The sequence below is a fragment of the Leptolyngbya sp. FACHB-261 genome (genome assembly GCF_014696065.1).
In the GTDB taxonomy this organism is placed as follows: domain Bacteria; phylum Cyanobacteriota; class Cyanobacteriia; order FACHB-261; family FACHB-261; genus FACHB-261.
Genome location: NZ_JACJPL010000026.1, coordinates 556,002 through 573,825, shown reverse-complemented (window position 1 = coordinate 573,825; position 17,824 = coordinate 556,002). Strand labels below are relative to the sequence as shown.

Annotated in this window: 23 protein-coding genes; 16 read left to right on the top strand and 7 right to left on the bottom strand. The window is 47.3% G+C overall.

Going from position 1 to position 17,824, the window contains the following annotated elements:
- Positions 1-32: 32 nt before the first annotated feature.
- Positions 33-392 carry a cupin domain-containing protein gene (locus H6F94_RS18590; protein ID WP_190803717.1) on the top strand — a complete coding sequence of 120 codons (360 nt, stop codon included), beginning with the start codon at positions 33-35 and terminating at the stop codon, positions 390-392.
- A 13-nt stretch (positions 393-405) separates the two neighbouring features.
- Here H6F94_RS18590 and H6F94_RS18585 read toward each other — a convergent pair whose 3' ends face one another.
- Positions 406-732 carry a hypothetical protein gene (locus H6F94_RS18585; RefSeq protein ID WP_190803716.1) on the bottom strand — a complete coding sequence of 109 codons (327 nt, stop codon included), beginning with the start codon at positions 730-732 and terminating at the stop codon, positions 406-408.
- Positions 729-1,115: a hypothetical protein gene (locus tag H6F94_RS18580; protein ID WP_190803715.1), complete on the bottom strand. Its 387-nt coding sequence runs from the start codon at positions 1,113-1,115 to the stop codon at positions 729-731. The genes H6F94_RS18585 and H6F94_RS18580 overlap by 4 nt, the downstream gene beginning before the upstream one ends.
- 398 nt (positions 1,116-1,513) lie before the next feature.
- Here H6F94_RS18580 and H6F94_RS18575 point away from each other — a divergent pair, with 398 nt between their 5' ends.
- From H6F94_RS18575 to H6F94_RS18560, 4 genes are all read left to right on the top strand, one after another.
- Complete coding sequence (locus tag H6F94_RS18575) at positions 1,514-1,654, top strand: hypothetical protein (RefSeq protein WP_190803714.1); 141 nt, start codon at positions 1,514-1,516, stop codon at positions 1,652-1,654.
- A gap of 774 nt (positions 1,655-2,428) precedes the next feature.
- Positions 2,429-3,211: a hypothetical protein gene (locus H6F94_RS18570; RefSeq protein ID WP_190803713.1), complete on the top strand. Its 783-nt coding sequence runs from the start codon at positions 2,429-2,431 to the stop codon at positions 3,209-3,211.
- 74 nt (positions 3,212-3,285) lie between these two features.
- Positions 3,286-3,747, top strand: coding sequence for a DUF4231 domain-containing protein (locus H6F94_RS18565; protein ID WP_190803712.1), 462 nt, complete (start codon positions 3,286-3,288; stop codon positions 3,745-3,747).
- Positions 3,748-4,198: 451 nt separating this feature from the next.
- A complete protein-coding gene (locus H6F94_RS18560) occupies positions 4,199-4,915 on the top strand; it encodes a class I SAM-dependent methyltransferase (protein WP_190803711.1) in 717 nt (238 codons plus the stop codon).
- 79 nt (positions 4,916-4,994) lie between these two features.
- Here H6F94_RS18560 and H6F94_RS18555 read toward each other — a convergent pair whose 3' ends face one another.
- Positions 4,995-5,354, bottom strand: a complete 360-nt coding sequence (locus H6F94_RS18555; RefSeq protein WP_190803710.1) for a MerR family DNA-binding protein — start codon at positions 5,352-5,354, stop codon at positions 4,995-4,997.
- Between the two features lie 131 nt (positions 5,355-5,485).
- Here H6F94_RS18555 and H6F94_RS18550 point away from each other — a divergent pair, with 131 nt between their 5' ends.
- Complete coding sequence (locus tag H6F94_RS18550; RefSeq protein WP_190803709.1) at positions 5,486-6,475, top strand: NAD-dependent epimerase/dehydratase family protein; 990 nt, start codon at positions 5,486-5,488, stop codon at positions 6,473-6,475.
- Positions 6,476-6,485: 10 nt separating this feature from the next.
- On the opposite strand, the gene H6F94_RS18545 is transcribed toward H6F94_RS18550, so the two are convergent.
- Positions 6,486-7,424 (bottom strand): pentapeptide repeat-containing protein, encoded by a 939-nt coding sequence (locus tag H6F94_RS18545; protein WP_190803708.1) that lies wholly within the window; start codon positions 7,422-7,424, stop codon positions 6,486-6,488.
- A gap of 447 nt (positions 7,425-7,871) precedes the next feature.
- Between H6F94_RS18545 and H6F94_RS18540 the strand changes: the two genes are divergently transcribed.
- From H6F94_RS18540 to H6F94_RS18500, 9 genes are all read left to right on the top strand, one after another.
- A complete protein-coding gene (locus H6F94_RS18540; protein WP_190803707.1) occupies positions 7,872-8,306 on the top strand; it encodes a Fur family transcriptional regulator in 435 nt (144 codons plus the stop codon).
- A gap of 92 nt (positions 8,307-8,398) precedes the next feature.
- Positions 8,399-9,010 (top strand): HAD family hydrolase, encoded by a 612-nt coding sequence (locus tag H6F94_RS18535; protein WP_190803706.1) that lies wholly within the window; start codon positions 8,399-8,401, stop codon positions 9,008-9,010.
- Positions 9,011-9,194: 184 nt separating this feature from the next.
- Positions 9,195-9,641, top strand: coding sequence for a DUF6640 family protein (locus H6F94_RS18530; RefSeq protein ID WP_190803705.1), 447 nt, complete (start codon positions 9,195-9,197; stop codon positions 9,639-9,641).
- Positions 9,638-10,489: a nickel/cobalt transporter gene (locus H6F94_RS18525; protein ID WP_190803704.1), complete on the top strand. Its 852-nt coding sequence runs from the start codon at positions 9,638-9,640 to the stop codon at positions 10,487-10,489. Before H6F94_RS18530 ends, H6F94_RS18525 begins: the two co-directional genes overlap by 4 nt.
- Positions 10,490-10,697: 208 nt before the next feature.
- On the top strand, positions 10,698-11,108 hold the full coding sequence (locus H6F94_RS18520) for an ester cyclase (RefSeq protein ID WP_190803703.1): 411 nt from the start codon (positions 10,698-10,700) through the stop codon (positions 11,106-11,108).
- Between the two features lie 638 nt (positions 11,109-11,746).
- Positions 11,747-12,496 (top strand): SDR family oxidoreductase, encoded by a 750-nt coding sequence (locus H6F94_RS18515; RefSeq protein WP_190803702.1) that lies wholly within the window; start codon positions 11,747-11,749, stop codon positions 12,494-12,496.
- Positions 12,497-12,908: 412 nt separating this feature from the next.
- On the top strand, positions 12,909-13,283 hold the full coding sequence (locus H6F94_RS18510) for a nuclear transport factor 2 family protein (protein WP_190803701.1): 375 nt from the start codon (positions 12,909-12,911) through the stop codon (positions 13,281-13,283).
- Positions 13,284-13,373: 90 nt separating this feature from the next.
- Positions 13,374-14,177 carry an SDR family NAD(P)-dependent oxidoreductase gene (locus H6F94_RS18505; protein ID WP_190803700.1) on the top strand — a complete coding sequence of 268 codons (804 nt, stop codon included), beginning with the start codon at positions 13,374-13,376 and terminating at the stop codon, positions 14,175-14,177.
- Between the two features lie 90 nt (positions 14,178-14,267).
- The gene (locus tag H6F94_RS18500) at positions 14,268-14,723 is read left to right on the top strand and encodes a VOC family protein (RefSeq protein WP_190803699.1); all 456 of its coding nucleotides are present in this window, start codon (positions 14,268-14,270) and stop codon (positions 14,721-14,723) included.
- A 124-nt stretch (positions 14,724-14,847) separates the two neighbouring features.
- On the opposite strand, the gene H6F94_RS18495 is transcribed toward H6F94_RS18500, so the two are convergent.
- Positions 14,848-15,864, bottom strand: a complete 1,017-nt coding sequence (locus H6F94_RS18495; RefSeq protein WP_190803698.1) for a zinc-dependent alcohol dehydrogenase family protein — start codon at positions 15,862-15,864, stop codon at positions 14,848-14,850.
- 118 nt (positions 15,865-15,982) lie between these two features.
- On the opposite strand from H6F94_RS18495, the gene H6F94_RS18490 reads away from it, so the two are divergent.
- Positions 15,983-16,867 carry a LysR family transcriptional regulator gene (locus tag H6F94_RS18490; protein ID WP_190803697.1) on the top strand — a complete coding sequence of 295 codons (885 nt, stop codon included), beginning with the start codon at positions 15,983-15,985 and terminating at the stop codon, positions 16,865-16,867.
- Positions 16,868-16,909: 42 nt separating this feature from the next.
- On the opposite strand, the gene H6F94_RS18485 is transcribed toward H6F94_RS18490, so the two are convergent.
- Both H6F94_RS18485 and H6F94_RS18480 read right to left on the bottom strand, forming a co-directional pair.
- A complete protein-coding gene (locus tag H6F94_RS18485; RefSeq protein ID WP_190803696.1) occupies positions 16,910-17,248 on the bottom strand; it encodes a hypothetical protein in 339 nt (112 codons plus the stop codon).
- Positions 17,248-17,535, bottom strand: a complete 288-nt coding sequence (locus tag H6F94_RS18480) for a hypothetical protein (RefSeq protein ID WP_190803695.1) — start codon at positions 17,533-17,535, stop codon at positions 17,248-17,250. The genes H6F94_RS18485 and H6F94_RS18480 overlap by 1 nt, the downstream gene beginning before the upstream one ends.
- Between the last annotated feature and the right edge of the window lie 289 nt (positions 17,536-17,824).

Here is a 17,824-nt window from a genome sequence, read left to right as displayed (position 1 = left end):
TTGATATTGCCTAAAAGGAGAAAGAGATCGATATGGAAAAGGTAAATTTGGCCGAGAAGCTTACACAGTTCTCAGATTATTGGAGTCCTAAGTTGGTCGGCGAGCTGAACGGGCAAACGCTGAGGCTAGTTAAGCTTTCTGGCGAGTTTGTTTGGCATCATCACGAGCAAGAAGATGAACTGTTTCTAGTGTTGGAAGGACAGTTGACGCTGTTGTTCCGCGACCGGGAAGTAATTCTCAATCCTGGTGAATTTCTCGTTATTCCTAGAGGTATGGAACACAAACCAGTTGCACCGGAGGAAGTGCATGTTCTGCTGTTTGAACCGGCCTCAACTTTGAATACAGGCAATATCAGGAGTGAGAGAACGGTTGAGACACTTCAGCGGATCTAAGGTTCAAACGGCCCTAAGTCGAACTGAAGGCTAGTTGAATCAGACGGGCAGATAGGTTGTAGAGCATCACTGAGCGTCCAGCGTCTGAAAGCACGCGGGCGCTCTCAATCCAATTGGCTGCTTCTAAGCTCAATAGCAAGCGCTTGATTTCTTCATCACGCAAGCCAGAGTCGCGAATGATGAGGGAAGCGGGAATGTTGGCTTTGTGGCTGCGCGAGTCGGTGTAGTTAGCTAACACGAGCAAAATTAGCTTGAGTGAGGGCATGAGTTTCAGTTCACGGCTAATGTGATCCCAAAGGCGCAGGCGAACTTGGGAAGGGGATAAATGGGAAGGAATCATTGGGGATTAGGAGTATAGAAACTGCGGAGATTGAGGTTGAGATCTAACTGGGCTTTGCGTTGTTGCCACAAGCGACGCAGGTAAGCAACGGCATCAGGCGCATAGGTAAACCGCTCGATTTCGGTTTTGAGCAGTTGGCCAAATTCTTGTAAAGCTTGATGGGTTTCACAGGCCCGAATGGCTTGCACGCAGGCTTCGAGCCAGTGAATGAGGCTGCGATAGCTGACGAATTGCCCGCCTCGGTCTTTGCGGTGGACGAATAGAACTTGTGCCCATTGTTCAAAGCGCAGAATGCAGTCCGGCGGGATGCCGAGATAAGTGGCAAGGTACGAGAGCGAAATCTCGAATTGACGCGGATTGATGGCTTGCAAAAGTTTGCGCATGGGGATGCAGTTTTGGATGAGAAATTGGGTATGCAGGCCCCCCCGGCCCCCCAAGTTTGGGGGGAGAAAGAAAGTTGATTGAGGGTTTAATGTGATGGCAAAAATTAGTTCCAGTCCCCCCAGAATTGGGGGGTTAGGGGGGCCAAAGTGCGGTCGTGGGTAGGGGCGAGGTTGTCTCGCCCTTACCGGAATACCGCCAAATGATTAGCCACCCTGTTTTTGGCAGTGCAAAGTCGGGGTGGCTAGGGGGTGTTAAAATCACCCGTTAGCCTCCTGACTGGGCTGGTACCAGTTGAGGGGTTAGCTGCCCAGAAGTTGCTCCATAGCTTCTCGGCAGCGCTAAATTTTTGCAGCTTATCAGCAATGATCGACGATAGGCAAAAGCTCCGCTCAGTGCGATGCAGCCAAGATTAGCAGACGACCGGGCGTTGCGCAAGCGAGTCTTCTTTTTGCCACTTACCAGCCAACCGAGCCAAAAATTAGCAACCCGTCGTTCCGCAGCAGGCAACAGAGCCTACCGATTAACCAATGAAGCCTAAAATTAGCCAACTGAGCCTACCAATTAGCCAACTGAGCCAAAAATTAGCAACTCGTCGCTCCGCAGTAGCCACCGCAGCTTACTGATTAGCCAACCGAGCCAAATTTTTAGCTCGCGTCGGTCCGAAATAGCAAAAAACCGCTGCCAGGACTGAAATTTCGCTCCCAAACAACAAGATTTCAATCTCAGATAGCCAATCGAGCCTTTTGCGGATGCTTTTGTCGCTAATTTCACTGATTTTTTCAAGCGTGGGATTCAAATTTCAGTGTTTTCACGGGGTTGAAGATTGAATTTTTGTGAACACTTCTATCCTTGACAAGTTCACATTTGATTTTTGAGAAATCAGCTCAGCTATTGGCAATCAAGCCTATCTAGGCATCGTTCTCCTGTCCAGAACTTTGGCCTAAAACAAGATGACCAGGCCTAGAATCTTATAGAAGCTGATAACCTAATCCTTCTAGATTCAGGTATTATGTGCTTAAGTTTCCAGCCTAGCGATCTGTAAGATGAAGATGTATCTAAATCGTTTAGATCGTCGTTTCGCAGTCTAGATGGCTAAGCGAGAAACAAACTTGAATGATAAGGAGGTCAACCGCTAAGCAAGTATAAGCTTTCAAATAGAACACACTCGAAAGATAATCCGGAGAAACAACACAAAGGCAGTAGAATGGTTGCGATGTTAGTACATATAATTGAATTGGATCTAATGTTGGGCACTAAGGACAAATTGCCAAATATTGTCTGCAATTCTCAAAAGAAATTTTAAGGAGGTTTGATGAGCGGCTTAAGAGATGAGAGCAATGAAACAGGCGCACCCCTATCTCGTGCCACTTTCAGTAAATTTATCGAACCTGCAGCGATTACCACAATAGTTGTTGCTGCCACTTATTATATTGGCAAGACGTATATAAGCGCTTACTACAGCAGGCTAGGGCTTGACGTAAACTCTTTAGACTTTCCAACATCCTTTTATGTCCAACAATCTGCACTTCCTGTACTTGTTGGGGTTATAGCTATTTATCTCTCATTCTTCCTAAAAGGAAAATACAAAAACCGCCGAAGAGAAGCTTTATCTGGCAATATACTGCCTTTTCTTGCAGGTTTTCTAATCCTATACGTTGCATCACAAGAAATTGGTGCAGATAGGGTTCGTTATTTTTCAATAGCAGTCATAGTGTTATCTGCAACGACCCTATTAACATATTTGGGAGTTTCTTTCTTTCAATCAATAAAAACAAGTTTTTTATTTCGTTTGTCAGCTTTGGTGTCAATATTTGCTCTTTTTGTTCTGAGTGCTCAAATATTAGGAAATAATAGTGCTACAAACTTGATCGGTGGAAAGTATGAAGAGATAACACGAGTCCGTTTTGTCTGGGATGCTACACCCCCTCCTCAAGAACTTAATAGTGATTTGATTTTACTCATGCAACACAAGGGTAATTATTACGTTGTAAAGCAACAAAGTCTAGATGTTCAAAAAAGCGGTATCTTTCCAGAGATATACATAGTTCCTGAATCTAAGATTAGGTTTGCCATCATAAGGAGAGAAAATCGCTGAAAAATCAGCATCGAAAAGCAATCACGAATTTGGCAGCGATTTAACACTTAGATACTTCTCTCAAACTATAGAACATGGTTGACCAAGAACCTTCACCTTCAAGTAAGCAGAAAGAAGCTCTTGATCAGTGTGATCATCTCATCAAAAACTTTGCTGCTCGCGCCGACCGAAACAAGCTTAGCTATAAGAGACTTCAGTTTATTAGTATTGCTCTTTCAATCTCTACAACCATTCTCTCAGCTTTATCTGCGAGTAAAAAGCTAGATCAACTAGACTGGACCGTTCCAGCTTTGAGTGGATTAGCAACCTTAGCAACTACCTTTCTGAGTCAAACCAACTCACAGAAAATGTGGGTTCATTCCCGTAGTGTTGCGCAAAGACTTCAGGTTGAGAAGTTTCTCTATTTACAAGAAAGTGGTGAGTATGAAAGTCTAAGCAACGAGGATCAGCGGCTCAAACTCTTCTCAAAACGAGTCATGAATATTTGGTCAGAAGCTCAGGAGTCGTGGTCCCAAAACGTTTCCTCAGCAAAGTAGCGATTGAAGCAGGGCAACATATTAGCGTAGTGAGCGAGAGCCATTTCCGGAAGACACAGGTTCCTTCAGTTAGCGCAACAGAACCTTAAAATTCATCGCGCACTCAGTCACACACTTTTAGGACACTACTTTGTAAGGACGGATACCTGTCTCGTTAGTTTAATCACCGAAAAAAGAGCGCTAAGCGACAAAATGACCTCCCACTAACCAGAATGTTTACGGAAAGTTTCAGTTTAAGCATTCTGGGATGGTAGTAGTTATACTGTGTTCGCTGCGGTCGACTAGTGATCCAGATTATTATTGCAAAATGTTGGCCTAACCACTGAGCAGGAGTGCTAAGCGACAAAATACCAGTTTAACAGTAGCTAGTAAGCCCCCGAGTTAACTGCTTGCCAATACGGGAACGCAGTTGATCAAGCTGTGTGACACCATTTAGCAATGGAAGATCAACATGAATTACAAGACCCTGCTAAAACAACAACTCACAAAGCTTCAGTATTTGGGTTGGGCACATTATTGCTCTGTTTGTCATAATCATCTTCGTTCCTTCTTGCCTTTTGGTGATCCTCCAAGGCAAAACGCTCTCTGTCCAGTCTGTCACTCTTTAGAAAGGCACCGATTAGACCAGATTTTCTTTGAGAAATATACAAATCTCTTTGATAAATCTCCTAAGAAAATGCTGCATATTGCGCCTGAGCAAAGCTTTGAGCTTAGGCTGAAACAGATTGAGAACCTCGATTATATTAGTGCAGATTTGATGAGCCCTAGGGCAATGCTGAAGGTAGACATCACCGACATTCCATTCCCTGACAATACCTTTGATATTGTTTATTGCAGTCATGTATTAGAGCATGTTCCAGACGATAAAAGAGCAATAAGCGAGTTTCATCGAGTCTGTAAACCTCAAGGATGGGCTGTCCTGCAAGTTCCAATCACCACTGACAAAACATTTGAGGACCCATCGATCACTAGCCCCGAAGAACGTAAAAGAGTCTTTGGCCAAGAGGATCATGTCCGGTGTTGTGGACCAGATTATATAGACCGCATCCAGGCAGCAGGATTCAAGACCAACCGATTACGTGCAACTGATGTAGTAAAGCCAACCGACTGCCAATATCTGGGTTTCCAAGAAAACAGATTGGTGTTTTACTGCGAAAAAGCTGCGTAACTGGCAACAAAAAGCTGTCACTATTCGGCCTGATGAGACCTATCTCAGCAACCGCCACTGCCAGTCGTGCGGGTAATACTTATAGAGTTTCCTGCGTGACTCTATCGCGCTTGGCAGTTAAATAAGTTTTAATCTCATTGAGCTGTCGCATCTTCTCAGCGATCTCATCGAGTTTGCGATCAATGACTTTTAATTTCTCAGCCGTCGGCATCTCACGATTACCCCAAGCCTGAATCAAGAGCTTAATCTCATTGAGCGTGAACCCTAGAGCTTTGCCCTGAGCAATCATCGTTACTCGCTCCACAATCTCCGGGCTAAATTCTTTATAGACTCTTGTGCCTGCCTGTCGCTCCTCTGCCTCAAGCAGTCCCATTTTTTCGTAGAAGCGAATCGTATCCTTCGACAAGCCTGTTTTTTTAGACAGTTCACCGATCAGCATCGCCGCCACCTAAAATCTGAGGTTTGCTCTTGACTGTGGAGTATAGTCCACAGCCTAAGCTGGTTGCTGTCAACCCTTAAACCTTCTAAAAACCAACCACGGCGTGAAACAGCGCTGGTCACAGGCGTCCTATGAAAGCTTTTGTAACAGGCGGTTCTGGATTTGTCGGTCATTATCTGATTCCCATGCTGCGCGAGCGCGGCTATCAAGTGATTGCTTTGGCTCGCTCCAAACGTGCCGCCATGCAGGTGACTCAGTTGGGTGCTAAGGCGTTTCCAGGCGACCTGAACCAACAGGCAATGGCACAAGGCATGCAAGGCTGTGATGTTGTGTTTCACATCGCAGGCTTCTTAAGCATCTGGGGCGATTACCAATCGTTCTATGAGACCAACGTGATTGGAACTGAAGGTGCGTTAGCTGCTGCCCAAACAGCCAATGTTCCACGCTTTGTGCAAATGGGCGCTGCGGCCTCTGTCTTTGGCCATCAACCCTTATCTGAGATTGACGAATCAGCTCCGCTCAAGCAACCCAAATTCTCTCCTTACATCACCACCAAAAGCATCGCAGAACAACGAGTCATTGCCGCCAATCGACCTGGATTTAAAACCTCTGTAGTTCGCCCTTCTTGGATTTGGGGTAACGGTGACCATGTCTTACCGCAGCTCTTGGCCAGCGTAAAGACCGGACGATTTGTTTGGATTGATCAGGGCGACTATCCCTACATGACCACTCACGTTGCCAACGCTTGTCACGGTGCAATCTTAGCGGCACGCAGCCCCGGTGGACAAGCTTACTTTCTCAGCGACGGCGATGTTGTCCAATTTCGCCAATGGATAACCACGTTGCTGAGCGTCGCAGGAGTTGAACCTGGCAGAGTTAGCCTGCCCCACTGGCTCGCTTGGCATGTCGCTGGCTTAATGGAAACGATTTGGCGAGTGACGCGCCGCAAAGATACCCCGCCCATTACCCGCACAATGGTCAGACTTATCGGTCAAGAGCTAACCTTTAGCGACCGCAAAGCGCAAACAGAACTAGGCTACAGTCCAATCGTGACTCGCGAGGCTGGATTGATAGAACTTGCTAATGCCATTAAGCAAAACGGGCTAGCGCAAGCAGGCTAAGCTGTGAATCTTAGCCATGCCCATTAGACATCGTTGCCCAATTGAGGTCTACCTGGTCTAGTTTCACTTGAGAAAGCTTAGTATCAACCAAAACTGCTCCCCGCAAAACAACAGAACCCAAAGTCACTTGAGTCAAAATCGCCCGACTCAAGTTGGCACCGCTCAAATTGGCTCCATCCAGATTTGCCCAACTCAGGTCTGCCTCAGTCAGATTCGCCTTAATCAGCTCAGCTCGCTCCAGATAAGCCCCTCGCAAAACCGCCAAGATCAATTTGGCATCGCACAAATTTGCCCAACTCAAGTTGGTTCCAATTAGATTTGCCTCAGTCAAGTTGGCATCACTGAGATTACTACCAGTGAGATTAGCTCCTTCTAGATGTGCCCAGCTCAAATCTGCCCCGACCAAGACAGACTTGGTCAACTCCGCTCGCTCTAAGTTTGCTCCTCGCAAAACTGCCCGGCTCAACTTGGCACTGCTCAGATTGGCTCGACTGAGATTTGCCTCCGTCAGCTCCGCCTGAATCAAATTAGCCTCGTTCAAGTTCGCGCCACTCAAATTGGCTCCCCGCAGGTTTGCACCAATTAAATTCGCCTCATGCAGATTGGCTCGACTTAGATTTGCCTCACATAAGTTCGCCTTTCTCAAAACTGACTTCCACAACATAGCTCCACTCAGGTCTGCTTGGTTGAGCACAGCCTCAGACAATTCTGTCCCTACCAAGTGCGCCCCACTCAGATTGGCTCCCCGTAGGTTCGCTTGTCTCAAAACCACACCATTGAGGTCCGCCCCCACTAAATTCGCCTCACTCAGGTCCGCGTCAAACAAAATTGCTTTTCTGAGGGCTACGCCACTCAAGTCAACTCGTTGCAGCTGCGCCCCACTCAAATCAGCCGTATGGAAGTCTCGTTCCCCCAAGGCATAACGTCTCAGGAGGTCTTCAGTATCCATCGTCTTTACCTCTCAATCTCACTTTAAATTTGTGAACGTGAGATTTGCAAACATGGGAGTTGTAAACTCTGCCGAGACCGCCCGAACTAGTTTGTCTCGCAGTTCAGCGACATTGATTCCAGCTTGCTCTACCCTCTGTAATGCGCCTTGAGCCATGATGAAATCCCCCTGTTCTCAAGAAGGTTTTTAAAGCAATTGATTGAATTTAAGCCACTCCTCACCCGCTGTTTCTATTGTGGCGAATGTAGAAACAGCAAAGCGTCAGGACGATTAAACAACAGAGTTCAGGACTAGCTTTTCAGCAGATCCTTTGCCTATTGCACAACTCAATTGTGTGAGAATTTGGCAAAAAAGAACAGCAGACTTGATGTTTGTTCATACTCGATATGAGTATAGTTTTTTGTAGCACTATAGAAGAAAGAGAGCTTGGTTTAGGAGCTGGATCAAATGGCTCCCCATCTGAAATCTTACGAAGCTGCTTTGAAGTATTGCTCCAAGCAAGGACTGCGCCTGAGCAAGCAACGTCAGCTGATCCTCAAACTGCTGTGGGAGAGCGACGAACATTTGCTGGCAAGGACAATTTACGACCGTTTACACCAGCGAGGCGAAGACATTGGCCACACCTCGGTCTACCAAAATCTCGATGTGCTGTCCAAGATCGGCGTTGTTGAGCGGCTAGAGACCGCAGAGGGATGTCTCTACAGCCATCAAACCCTGTGCCACTCCCATGTCCACTGCCTGGATGACGGACACATTGTCAATGTCATGGTGACCTTGCCACCTGAGGTCATTGCGGCTGTGGAGGATCTGCTTGGCCTAGAGATTACCGAGTATCGGGTCGAGTTTTTTGCGCATCACCGATTGCAGAACAACTCAGCCTAATTGGTTGGGGGTGTGGGCTCATTGATCACGGTAAGTTGTGAGCAGTGGTTGTAGATCTCCTGCCACTGAGTAACGTCACCTACTGCTGAACTATGAACGTCGCGAACATCACCGCAATTGCGCCGACCCCACCCTACAAAGCACTGATCTTCGATTGCGATGGCACTCTGGCCGATACCTTGCCCGTTCACTTTCAAACCTGGTCTATTTCATTGCAAGCTGCTGGCGCAGATATTTCTAGAGACTGGTATTACCAGTACTGCGGCACTTCAGCCATGGAAATGCTGCAATTGCTCAAAGAAGCATTTGGCTACCAATTCAACTCAGAGGCAGTGATTGCAGCCAGGCAAGAGCACTACCATACCCTCATTCACAGCATCCAAGAAATTCAGGCAGTAGCAGACATTGTGCGCCTGCACTATGGCAAAACTCCTATGGCCGTTGCCTCAGGTGGCGAGAGAGCCGTACTTGAAGCAACCCTTGAGGCTATCAAACTGCGCAATTTCTTCGACGTTGTTGTCAGTGTTAATGACGTGGAGCGGGGCAAACCCGAGCCAGATATTTTTCTCCTGGCCTCTCAGCGGCTCGGCATCGCGCCTGAAGACTGCCTTATTTACGAAGACAGCGAGGGAGGCTTAGAAGCGGCTCGTCGCGCTGGTATTCGCTCAATTGATGTGCGTGTTTTGTGGCAATCTAAATCTTAAAGGCTAGGCTGATTTTATTGATCAGAATCAAGTTTCGTAGCATTCAAGAAACTTTTCAGCACACTCTTGAAAGGGATCTGTAGAAAATATAGAAATATTGAATTATTATCCTGTGACAAGTTCGTATTGCTGAGGTTAAGGTATGCTCTGCGGGTAGTTAGAACATCCAACAATTCTTTTGGGTATGTCAAATCGGAAGCTTGGCCGGATTCTGCTCTCGGTCGTGGTGCTCAATACAGCCGTTGTCTCGACGCTCGTCGATTGGAATGCCTCTCATCTCTTCAATCCGGAATGGCATCCCCATGCACGGTTTCATGATGTCGCCATGCTATGGCTCTTAGCTAGCATGTCGGTTGTAGCACTATGGCTACTGTGGCGACGCTCGCGCGAGCCCTATATCAGCACGCTCGTCGCGACCTTAGTACCTGTACTTTTCTGGTTGCCCTTCTTCTTCACCACTGCGCTAGTTCCTGGAACCAGCCTTAACGCCGACCCCAATGAAGCATTGCCACAACTTTTAGGCATTACGATTTACCCAAATGTGGTTGTTGCTGCGATTAACGAAATATTGGCTGGGGTGGGCTTCTGGCTCTATCAACGAAACCGTTCAGAACTTCAGGAAGCGCCATGACGCAATCGCTTTGGCATCGAGTTTTTGCAGTTTTATGGATTGTGGTAGGGGTTTGCCTAGTCACTCCACCTGCATTTGCCCATCCGGGACATGGTGACTTCTTTGCCAAGCACTTACTGCAACAGACGCTCACGCCTTCACTAGCGCTTACAGGTTTAGGATTAGCGTTTTTATTTGGGGTTGGTCATGCGCTCTCACCCGGACATGGCAAGACGATGGTGGCAGCTTATCTAGTAGGCAAGCAGGGCACTCCGCAGCAAGCAATCCTGTTGGGGCTCGTGACAACTTTCACGCATACAATCGCAGTCTTTTTATTGGGCATTGTGGCCAGTCTCGCGTCTCAATATATTGTCTCCGAAGCACTGTATCCAATCTTGAGCCTGCTAAGTGGCTTGACGGTTTGTGGAGTTGGCTTTTGGCTATTGGACCAACGGCTATCTGAACAGCCTCACTCTCATTCGCATAGTCATGACCACGAGTATCATGACCACGGGCATCATGATCATGATCATCACCATCTTGATCATCATCACCATAGTCAGCAGCTTGGGCATTCTTCAGTTCTAGGTTTGGGCATTGCTGGTGGGATTATCCCTTGCCCCTCTGGCTTAGTCCTGATGCTGAGCGCGATTGCTTTGCATCAAGTTTATTACGGTCTCGCCTTAGTCAGCGCCTTCAGCCTAGGCTTAGCGTCGGTGTTGATCGCGCTTGGATTGGTCGTGGTTTATTTGCGCCAGTGGCTCGATCACTTCCCAGCCAGCGGCCTTTGGCTGGAGCGTCTTTCGCTCTTTTCAGCAGGTGCCGTGATTGTGGCAGGAAGTGCAATCTCAGCAATGGCAGTTATGTAGCTCAGGATCAGTGAACTCAGGGTCAAGGCATGAGAGTGACCTAATGCTACAGCTACAGTTGCCGGCGACTATTTGCAACATCATTTGCAACAAAAGCGCAATCAGAGCAAGATTATTTTGCAGATTGCAGGCTAACCTTAGCCGGTCAAACTCTAAGTGCAATCTTGTAGCGTCTAAGCCAAGTCACTCAACTTTTGTCCTAACGCTGATGACTTTACTCACTCTTAAGCAGACAGCTGTGCGCTTCTACGATGCTTTCAACAAGAGGGACTTAGAGGCACTAGGGCAGGTGCTACAACCCAATTGGAAAATTCATCCTGATTTGCCTAGAGCAGGATCTGATTTTGAGAAGTATAAACCGATTTCAATAGCGCTTCTAGAAGCCTTCCCCGATGTGCGTTTCAACGTAGAAAGCACAATTTCTGAGGGTGATATAGTCGCCGTTCGCGCTGTCATCACCGGAACACAACAGGGTTTCTGGTTTGGTGCTCCTGCTTCTGGCAAGCCCATCCAAATTTTTGCCCATGACTTTCATCGCTTAGAAGACGACCGCATTGCTGAGTCATGGCATGTCGAAGACTGGCTGCTGGGCATGCGACAAATAGGTGCTTTAGGCTAAGTCCCAAACAACCTTAAACCTGAGCCTAAACCTATAGAAGTCGCCGACAAACCTCATACATTGACGGCGTTGAATTAAGGGATTGAGAAAAAGCGAGGTGCTGTTGGGCTACCAAGATGGCAGGGGGTTCCTCTAACTTGACCCATGAGATCAGCCAAGCAGACTGGGGAAACTCAGAGAGCGTCAAGGGATTGGCGCAGAGTTTGATTGAGCGGATCGAGCAATTAGAACGGTGATACGAAGAAGTACAAGCAGAGAATCAATTGCTCAAAGAACAGTTAAAGCAAAATAGCAAGAATTTATCCAAGTCTCCTTCATAAGGCATTAGCAAAGGCTTCAAACCTAAAGAGAGAAAGCAGGGTGAGAAGAAACCCAGATGGAAGAGTGAAAGCAATGTCTCAAGAGCAATTATTGCAAGTTAGTTTCACAGAGGAGAATGCCACAGCCAACCTTCTACCCCGATTGCCTTTGCTCTCCAGTCACACGAATGCCATAAATGATTCCTATTGCGCCACTGATGCTGTACCAATTGAAAGATTGACATGATCACATTGACGCACCCAAATTACTGAGTAAGATGTGCAACAAACGGTTAATTTATTAACCCCTCTAGCACCTAGCATTCAAGGAGAATCACCATGATGGAACAACCGAAAATTGCAGTTGTCACAGGCAGTAATCGAGGGTTGGGGTATGCGATCGCCCGTAAGTTAGGGCATCAACAAGACATTAGGGTGATCATAACTAGCCGTCGAGAAGCAGAAGGATTAGCTGCAAAAGAGCAGTTGGTGGCTGAAGGGATACAAGCAGACTATCATACGCTAGATGTTACAGATGCCCAAAGTATTCAACAGCTTGCCAACTGGTTAAGACAGACCTACGGCAAAGTTGATATCCTTGTGAACAATGCTGGAGTGAACTCATCGGGACACGTGGAAGAAGCAAGTTTGCTCACGGCTCAGATGGAAACCGTGCTCTCTACTTTTACTACCAATGTTTTAGCTGTCATTCAACTCTGCCAAGCCTTAATCCCATTCATGAAACAGCAGAATTATGGTCGGATTGTAAATGTTTCGACGGAAATGGCATCACTTAGTTTAATGAGTGAGGACAGTTATCCAATAGTTCCCTCGTATCGAATTTCTAAGGTGGGTCTTAATGCGGTGACAGCTATTCTTGCCAAAGAGCTTCAAGAAACAAATGTTCTCATCAATGCGTATTCACCAGGTTGGTTAAAAACAGATATGGGTGGTGCTGACGCTCCATTTACCGCTGAAGAGGGGGCCGAGACAGCCTTATATTTAGCAACCCTACCGGATGGAGGCCCTCAGGGCAAGTTTTTTGCTGAAATGCGAAGGTTTGGTATGCCAGTTCAACTATTGTGGTAGTTATTACGAGATTGGAACAGGATACGTGAAGAATCTTACAAGATAAGCTTGAAAGCTGCGTATTTAAGGATTGCTTTGTAGATTTCTAAATGTACCTGTTTCAACTTCTTATTTGTCAAGGAGCAGGAGTCACAGAATAGTAATCTTCATCAAAGAAACCTCCTTGCATCATTGTTATCTGATGCAAACTTTGTGCTGAAAATTCTGTATAAAATTTATTGGAGGTATGCTGGTTAAGCTGTGTTTATCAACATCTTAAAGCGCTCGCCTTGACCTTAATCAATATGAAACCGTTACAAACCTCTACCTTTGGAGGAGTGTGATCACTGCTCAGGTAGCCCTTAAATGACTGAAAACAAGCTATTGCTAAACATTCTTTAGCCCAAACAAACGCCAGAAGAGGCAGCAGTCAATGGACGCTAAGTGGGTACAGCACTATTTCAAAACGGTAGACACCCTGAACCCAGATGCAATCGTCGCCTACTTCAGCGATGACGGTAAGTTTCGGTTTAGCAACCAACCTCCTGTAGTGGGTAAGCAAGCTATCCGCGATTCACTCGCCCAGTTCTTCGCAACCATTCAGACCATGCATCACGAAAATATGGGGCTATGGTTGGGCGAGGACGGTAACTCGGCAGTGTACGAGGTGGATGTGACCTACACGCGTAAGAATGGCACTCAGGTAACCCTACCCTGTGCCAGTATTCTACGCTCACGTAATGACCAAATCTATGACTTCCGTATGAACATGGACATCTCGCCAGTCTATGCGGATAGTCAGGCTTAGGTAGAGTTAAACCTTAAGCTGTCACCAATTCATCTAAATTACTAGGGGCAACTGATCGGGCAACTATCTTGCCAATAACAAGGATATTGAATGGACCTTGCTCTTAAACATAAACGAGCCTTGATCACAGGCTCTAGCGCAGGCACAGGCGCTGCTATTGCTAAAACACTCGCACGTGAGGGAGCTCATGTGGTTGTACATGGCCGGAACTCAGAGCGAGCAGAGACAGTTGCTGCCGAGAGTCGAGCAGAAGGTGGCAAGGCGGCTGTGGTCATTGGCGATCTCAGTACAACGGCAGGCGCTCAACAAGTTGCCCATGATGCGCTTGAGGCATTGGGTGGTGTTGATATTCTGGTCAATAACGCTGCGCTGATTGGCTATTACGAAACTTGGGATGATGTGAGCGCTGAAGACTGGGCAGCGATGTATGACGGCGTTGTCCTCGTCATCGTACGTCTAGTCAATGCCTTGAAACCCCACATGGAAACCTTGGGCTGGGGGCGCATCATCAATATTGCCAGTGCTCAATCGCTGCAACCGTTTGCCATGATGCCAGATTACGCAGCCGCTAAGTGCGCCGTGCTCAATCTGACCAAAAGTTTATCGAAGCGATTTGACCGTACCGGGGTCACTGTGAATGTGGTTAGCCCTGGCATCATTGTTACTGAACAAATCCGCCAGCGCATGACCGAAGCTGCCGCCAGAGAAGGCCGCAGTACCGAATGGGAAGAGATTGAGCGGCATGTATTGACGACAGAGTTAGATAATCCAACAGGTCGCTTGGCTCAACCTGAAGATATTGCCAATTTAGTGACGTTTTTGAGCAGCCCTTTAGCTGGTTACATCAATGGAACCAACATTCGAATTGATGGCGGTAGCATTGTCACGCTCTAAGACGTTCAGAAGATTCGCCAGCTCAATTTTTTGAAGCTATTCAAGAAGTGATGCATCACGAGAACGAGTAGACAGAAAGAGGTTACTGCAATGACACAGACTACCGATCTCAAAATTCATCAGCCTTTATCTCTAAACCTACATCTTCATCACTTTGCTATCTCAGTCACTGGCTTAGAGGAAACAATGAATTGGTACGCTGAAAAGCTAGGTTTCACGCCTGGCTTTAGATACGAGATGCCAGCTATGAATGCAAGAGTTGCTTTCATGACTTTGAACGACTTTCGCATTGAGGTTTTCGAGTTGGCAAACTCATCAGTAATGCCAGATTATCACTCCGAACTTGCAACTGATTTAGCCGTGCGAGGTCTGAAGCATATTGCATTTGCAGTTGACGATGTAGAGCAGGCAGTCGCTGCTCTGAAAGATCGGGGAGTTGAATTTGTCACTGAAATCGGTGAAGTGCCTGATTCTGATGGGGAGCGATTTGCTTTCTTCAAAGACAACAACGGCATTTTGATCGAACTCTATCAGCCGAAAGCATGACTAGCAGAAGAGTTACTCCAATTTTCACAAGGTTAGCTAGAGAACATGGTTCGCAAGAACTGAGTTTAACTAGGCTTGGGTCTGAGGATGGAGTGGCCATTTAAGGATCAAAATCTAGCGACACTCAGAACGTGATCACAACTTTGCCGAAGTGCAAACCCTGGTCGAGATATTCAAAGGCTTGTTGCGTTTGCTCAATTGGGAAAACTTTGTCGATCACTGGATGAATGTCATGGACTTCAATCGCCTGATTCATCGTCTCGAAGTCTTGGGTGCTACCAACTTCCATGCCTCGAATGGTCGCTTGTTGGTGCAACAGCGTTAAGGTGTTGATGTTGGTATTAAAACCATCTAGCAAGCCGACAATGGGGATGCAACCGCCCATGCGAACTACATTAAGCGAGCGCTGCAAATTTTGACCGCCGACGGTTTCAACAATGACATCAGCTCCCTCGCCTTCAGTGAACTGGTGCACCAGCCCTTCCCAGTCTGGCGTGTTTTTGTAGTTGATTAGGTAGTCGGCTCCCAAGGCTTGGGCTTGCTTGAGCTTGGCATCACTACTAGAGGTGATGATCACTCGTGCCCCTCGCGCTTTGGCGAATTGCAATGCAAAGATAGACACGCCGCCAGTCCCGTGCAGCAAAACAGTTTCCCCAGCTTGCAAATTGCCATACCCTAAAGCATTCCAGGCAGTGAGCCCAGCAATCGGTAAAGTTGAGGCTTCAAGGGTAGAAAGATTGGCTGGGCTATGAATCAATTGATTCGACTGAAAGCTCTTGTATTCTGAAAGTTGGCCTGGTACTTGGCCTAGGCCCTGCCGTGTGGCGTAATCAGTTTCTTGCGGCGTTGGTTTGCCATTCAACCAGTCAGGAATAAAAGTCGTCACGACCCGATCCCCAGGCTTAAAAGCTGTGACACCTTCACCCACTTGTTCAACGACACCTGCTCCATCACTTACTGGAATGTAAGGCAGGGGTAAGTTTGAATTGAGTAAGCCTTTGACAACAAGCAGATCCACATAATTGAGGGAGACTGCCTCTAATTTGACCAGTACTTCTGCTTGGCTTGGCCTGGGTTGCGGTTGTTCTGTTAACTGAAGGCCATTGATACCGAAAGTATCGTGAAGCTCAATAGTTTTCATGGGTTGCCTGAGTGCTTTAAGAACATCCTGCAACCGCTTCAATCAGTTTGTCCAAGATCTATTTTGACTCAGACTGATACCCAAAAGGTATCATGGCAAAAGCGTTGAGCTATCTGTTATGGAACTGCGGCAACTCAAGTACTTTGTCACGGTGGCAGAAGAACTCAATTTTCGACGGGCTGCTGAACGTCTTTACATGGAACAGCCGCCCCTCAGCCGTCAGATTCGCCAGCTTGAAGACGAGCTTGGCGTCGAGCTGTTTTATCGCAGTAAGCGTGGCGTTACGCTCACTGAAGCGGGGAACGCCCTACTAGATGAGGCTAGATTGACGCTGGCTCAGGCTGAACGAGCGGCGAAAGCAGCGCAACAAGCCGTCCAAGCCAAGAAGTTGACGATTGGTTTTTCGATTTGTGCTTTCAATCGGGTGTTGCCTGAACTGATTCAGGTGTTTCGTCAACGATTTCCTGAAGTGGTTGTCACCCTCACAGAAATGTCGGCAGAGGCACAGATTCAAGCTCTATTGAACAACACAATTGATTTTGGTTTTGTGCATGGTCCGGTAGCTCATTCAGATCTTCACAGCTTGACTCTGCTAAGTGAGCCAGTAGTAGTGGCTTTACCTGCCGATCATGCCTTGGTTGAGCAGACACAAATTGATTTGCATTTGCTGGCAGACGAGTCGTTTGTCCTTTGTCCTCAGCCGGTCAAACCCGAGTTGTATGCGCAGATTATGCAGCTTTGTGACCAAGCTGGCTTTCGGCCTCGTATCGTGCAAGAGGCGAGTCCGCCGGAAGTGTTGCTTGGTTTGGTTGAATCCGGCATGGGAATTACGCTGGTAGCAGCAGGCGCTGGAACTCGGCATAATCTTGGTGTGGTTTATCGTCCACTAGCAACTTCCACCCCTCTTGCCACGCCCCAAGTTGAGATTGCCGTAGTTTGGCACAAAGGGCAAACATCGCCCATTGCGCATCAATTCCTGAGTTTGATCAATCGCTCTGTTTAAGGTCCAAGTCTAAAGTCCAAAATCTAAAATTTTCAAGGATTTTTATAACGATTGAGTGATTGGATTGAGAACCCGCTGAACCAATTGAGCGGAGAGATTGTAGAGCAGAACTGAGCGTCCAGCATCATCCAGAACGCGAACGCTCTCAACCCAATGGGCTGCTTCTAAACTCGCTAACAAACGCTTGATTTCCTCATCGCGCAGGCCAGAGTCTCGAATGATCAGAGATGCGGGGATGTTGGCTTTGTAGCTGTGAGGATTGGTGTAGTTCGCCAGCACCAACAAAATCAGCTTGAGTGAGGGCATCAGTTTGAGTTCGCGGCTGATATAGTCCCAGAGTTGCAAGCGCTTTTGGGAAGGGGATGGATGAGAGGAAATCATTAGGAATTAAGTGAGGGGGTATAGAAACTGCGGAGGTTGAGGTCTAGATCCAATTGAGCTTTGCGTTGTTGCCACAAGCGACGCAAGTAAGCAATGGCATCAGGCGCATAGGTAAACCGCTCAATTTCGGTTTTGAGTAGTTGACCGATTTCTTGTAGAGCTTGGTGGGTTTCGCAGGTGCGAATAGTTTGCACGCAGGCTTCGAGCCAGTGAACGAGGTTGCGGTAACTGACGAATTGCCCACCTCGTTGCACCGGGCAGGGAGACCCTGCCCCTACAGGATTCATGATTGAAATTGACAGGTTTAGAATTTCGCAGTCGTGGGTAGGGGCGAGGTTGCCTCGCCCTTTTTGGCCCTTATTTGGCCCTTACAAGATTCATGATTGAAATCGAGGGGGTTTGAAATTTGGTTGCGGCAATGTTGCACTGGGCAGGGAAACCCTGCCCCTACGGAATTCATGTTGCAATCGACGGGTTTAGAATTTTGCGGTTGTGGGTAGGGGCGAGGTTGCCTCGCCCTTACCGAAATACCGCCCAATGATTAGCCACCCTGCTTTTGGTTTTAAAGTTGACCAT

Bases quoted from the DNA above. Each gene is read 5' to 3' on its own strand.
- H6F94_RS18590 (WP_190803717.1), top strand. From the start codon at position 33: ATGGAAAAGGTAAATTTGGCCGAGAAGCTTACACAGTTCTCAGATTAT.
- H6F94_RS18585 (WP_190803716.1), bottom strand. From the start codon at position 732: ATGATTCCTTCCCATTTATCCCCTTCCCAAGTTCGCCTGCGCCTTTGG.
- H6F94_RS18580 (WP_190803715.1), bottom strand. From the start codon at position 1,115: ATGCGCAAACTTTTGCAAGCCATCAATCCGCGTCAATTCGAGATTTCG.
- H6F94_RS18575 (WP_190803714.1), top strand. From the start codon at position 1,514: ATGCAGCCAAGATTAGCAGACGACCGGGCGTTGCGCAAGCGAGTCTTC.
- H6F94_RS18570 (WP_190803713.1), top strand. From the start codon at position 2,429: ATGAGCGGCTTAAGAGATGAGAGCAATGAAACAGGCGCACCCCTATCT.
- H6F94_RS18565 (WP_190803712.1), top strand. From the start codon at position 3,286: ATGGTTGACCAAGAACCTTCACCTTCAAGTAAGCAGAAAGAAGCTCTT.
- H6F94_RS18560 (WP_190803711.1), top strand. From the start codon at position 4,199: ATGAATTACAAGACCCTGCTAAAACAACAACTCACAAAGCTTCAGTAT.
- H6F94_RS18555 (WP_190803710.1), bottom strand. From the start codon at position 5,354: ATGCTGATCGGTGAACTGTCTAAAAAAACAGGCTTGTCGAAGGATACG.
- H6F94_RS18550 (WP_190803709.1), top strand. From the start codon at position 5,486: ATGAAAGCTTTTGTAACAGGCGGTTCTGGATTTGTCGGTCATTATCTG.
- H6F94_RS18545 (WP_190803708.1), bottom strand. From the start codon at position 7,424: ATGGATACTGAAGACCTCCTGAGACGTTATGCCTTGGGGGAACGAGAC.
- H6F94_RS18540 (WP_190803707.1), top strand. From the start codon at position 7,872: ATGGCTCCCCATCTGAAATCTTACGAAGCTGCTTTGAAGTATTGCTCC.
- H6F94_RS18535 (WP_190803706.1), top strand. From the start codon at position 8,399: ATGAACGTCGCGAACATCACCGCAATTGCGCCGACCCCACCCTACAAA.
- H6F94_RS18530 (WP_190803705.1), top strand. From the start codon at position 9,195: ATGTCAAATCGGAAGCTTGGCCGGATTCTGCTCTCGGTCGTGGTGCTC.
- H6F94_RS18525 (WP_190803704.1), top strand. From the start codon at position 9,638: ATGACGCAATCGCTTTGGCATCGAGTTTTTGCAGTTTTATGGATTGTG.
- H6F94_RS18520 (WP_190803703.1), top strand. From the start codon at position 10,698: ATGACTTTACTCACTCTTAAGCAGACAGCTGTGCGCTTCTACGATGCT.
- H6F94_RS18515 (WP_190803702.1), top strand. From the start codon at position 11,747: ATGATGGAACAACCGAAAATTGCAGTTGTCACAGGCAGTAATCGAGGG.
- H6F94_RS18510 (WP_190803701.1), top strand. From the start codon at position 12,909: ATGGACGCTAAGTGGGTACAGCACTATTTCAAAACGGTAGACACCCTG.
- H6F94_RS18505 (WP_190803700.1), top strand. From the start codon at position 13,374: ATGGACCTTGCTCTTAAACATAAACGAGCCTTGATCACAGGCTCTAGC.
- H6F94_RS18500 (WP_190803699.1), top strand. From the start codon at position 14,268: ATGACACAGACTACCGATCTCAAAATTCATCAGCCTTTATCTCTAAAC.
- H6F94_RS18495 (WP_190803698.1), bottom strand. From the start codon at position 15,864: ATGAAAACTATTGAGCTTCACGATACTTTCGGTATCAATGGCCTTCAG.
- H6F94_RS18490 (WP_190803697.1), top strand. From the start codon at position 15,983: ATGGAACTGCGGCAACTCAAGTACTTTGTCACGGTGGCAGAAGAACTC.
- H6F94_RS18485 (WP_190803696.1), bottom strand. From the start codon at position 17,248: ATGATTTCCTCTCATCCATCCCCTTCCCAAAAGCGCTTGCAACTCTGG.
- H6F94_RS18480 (WP_190803695.1), bottom strand. From the start codon at position 17,535: ATGAATCCTGTAGGGGCAGGGTCTCCCTGCCCGGTGCAACGAGGTGGG.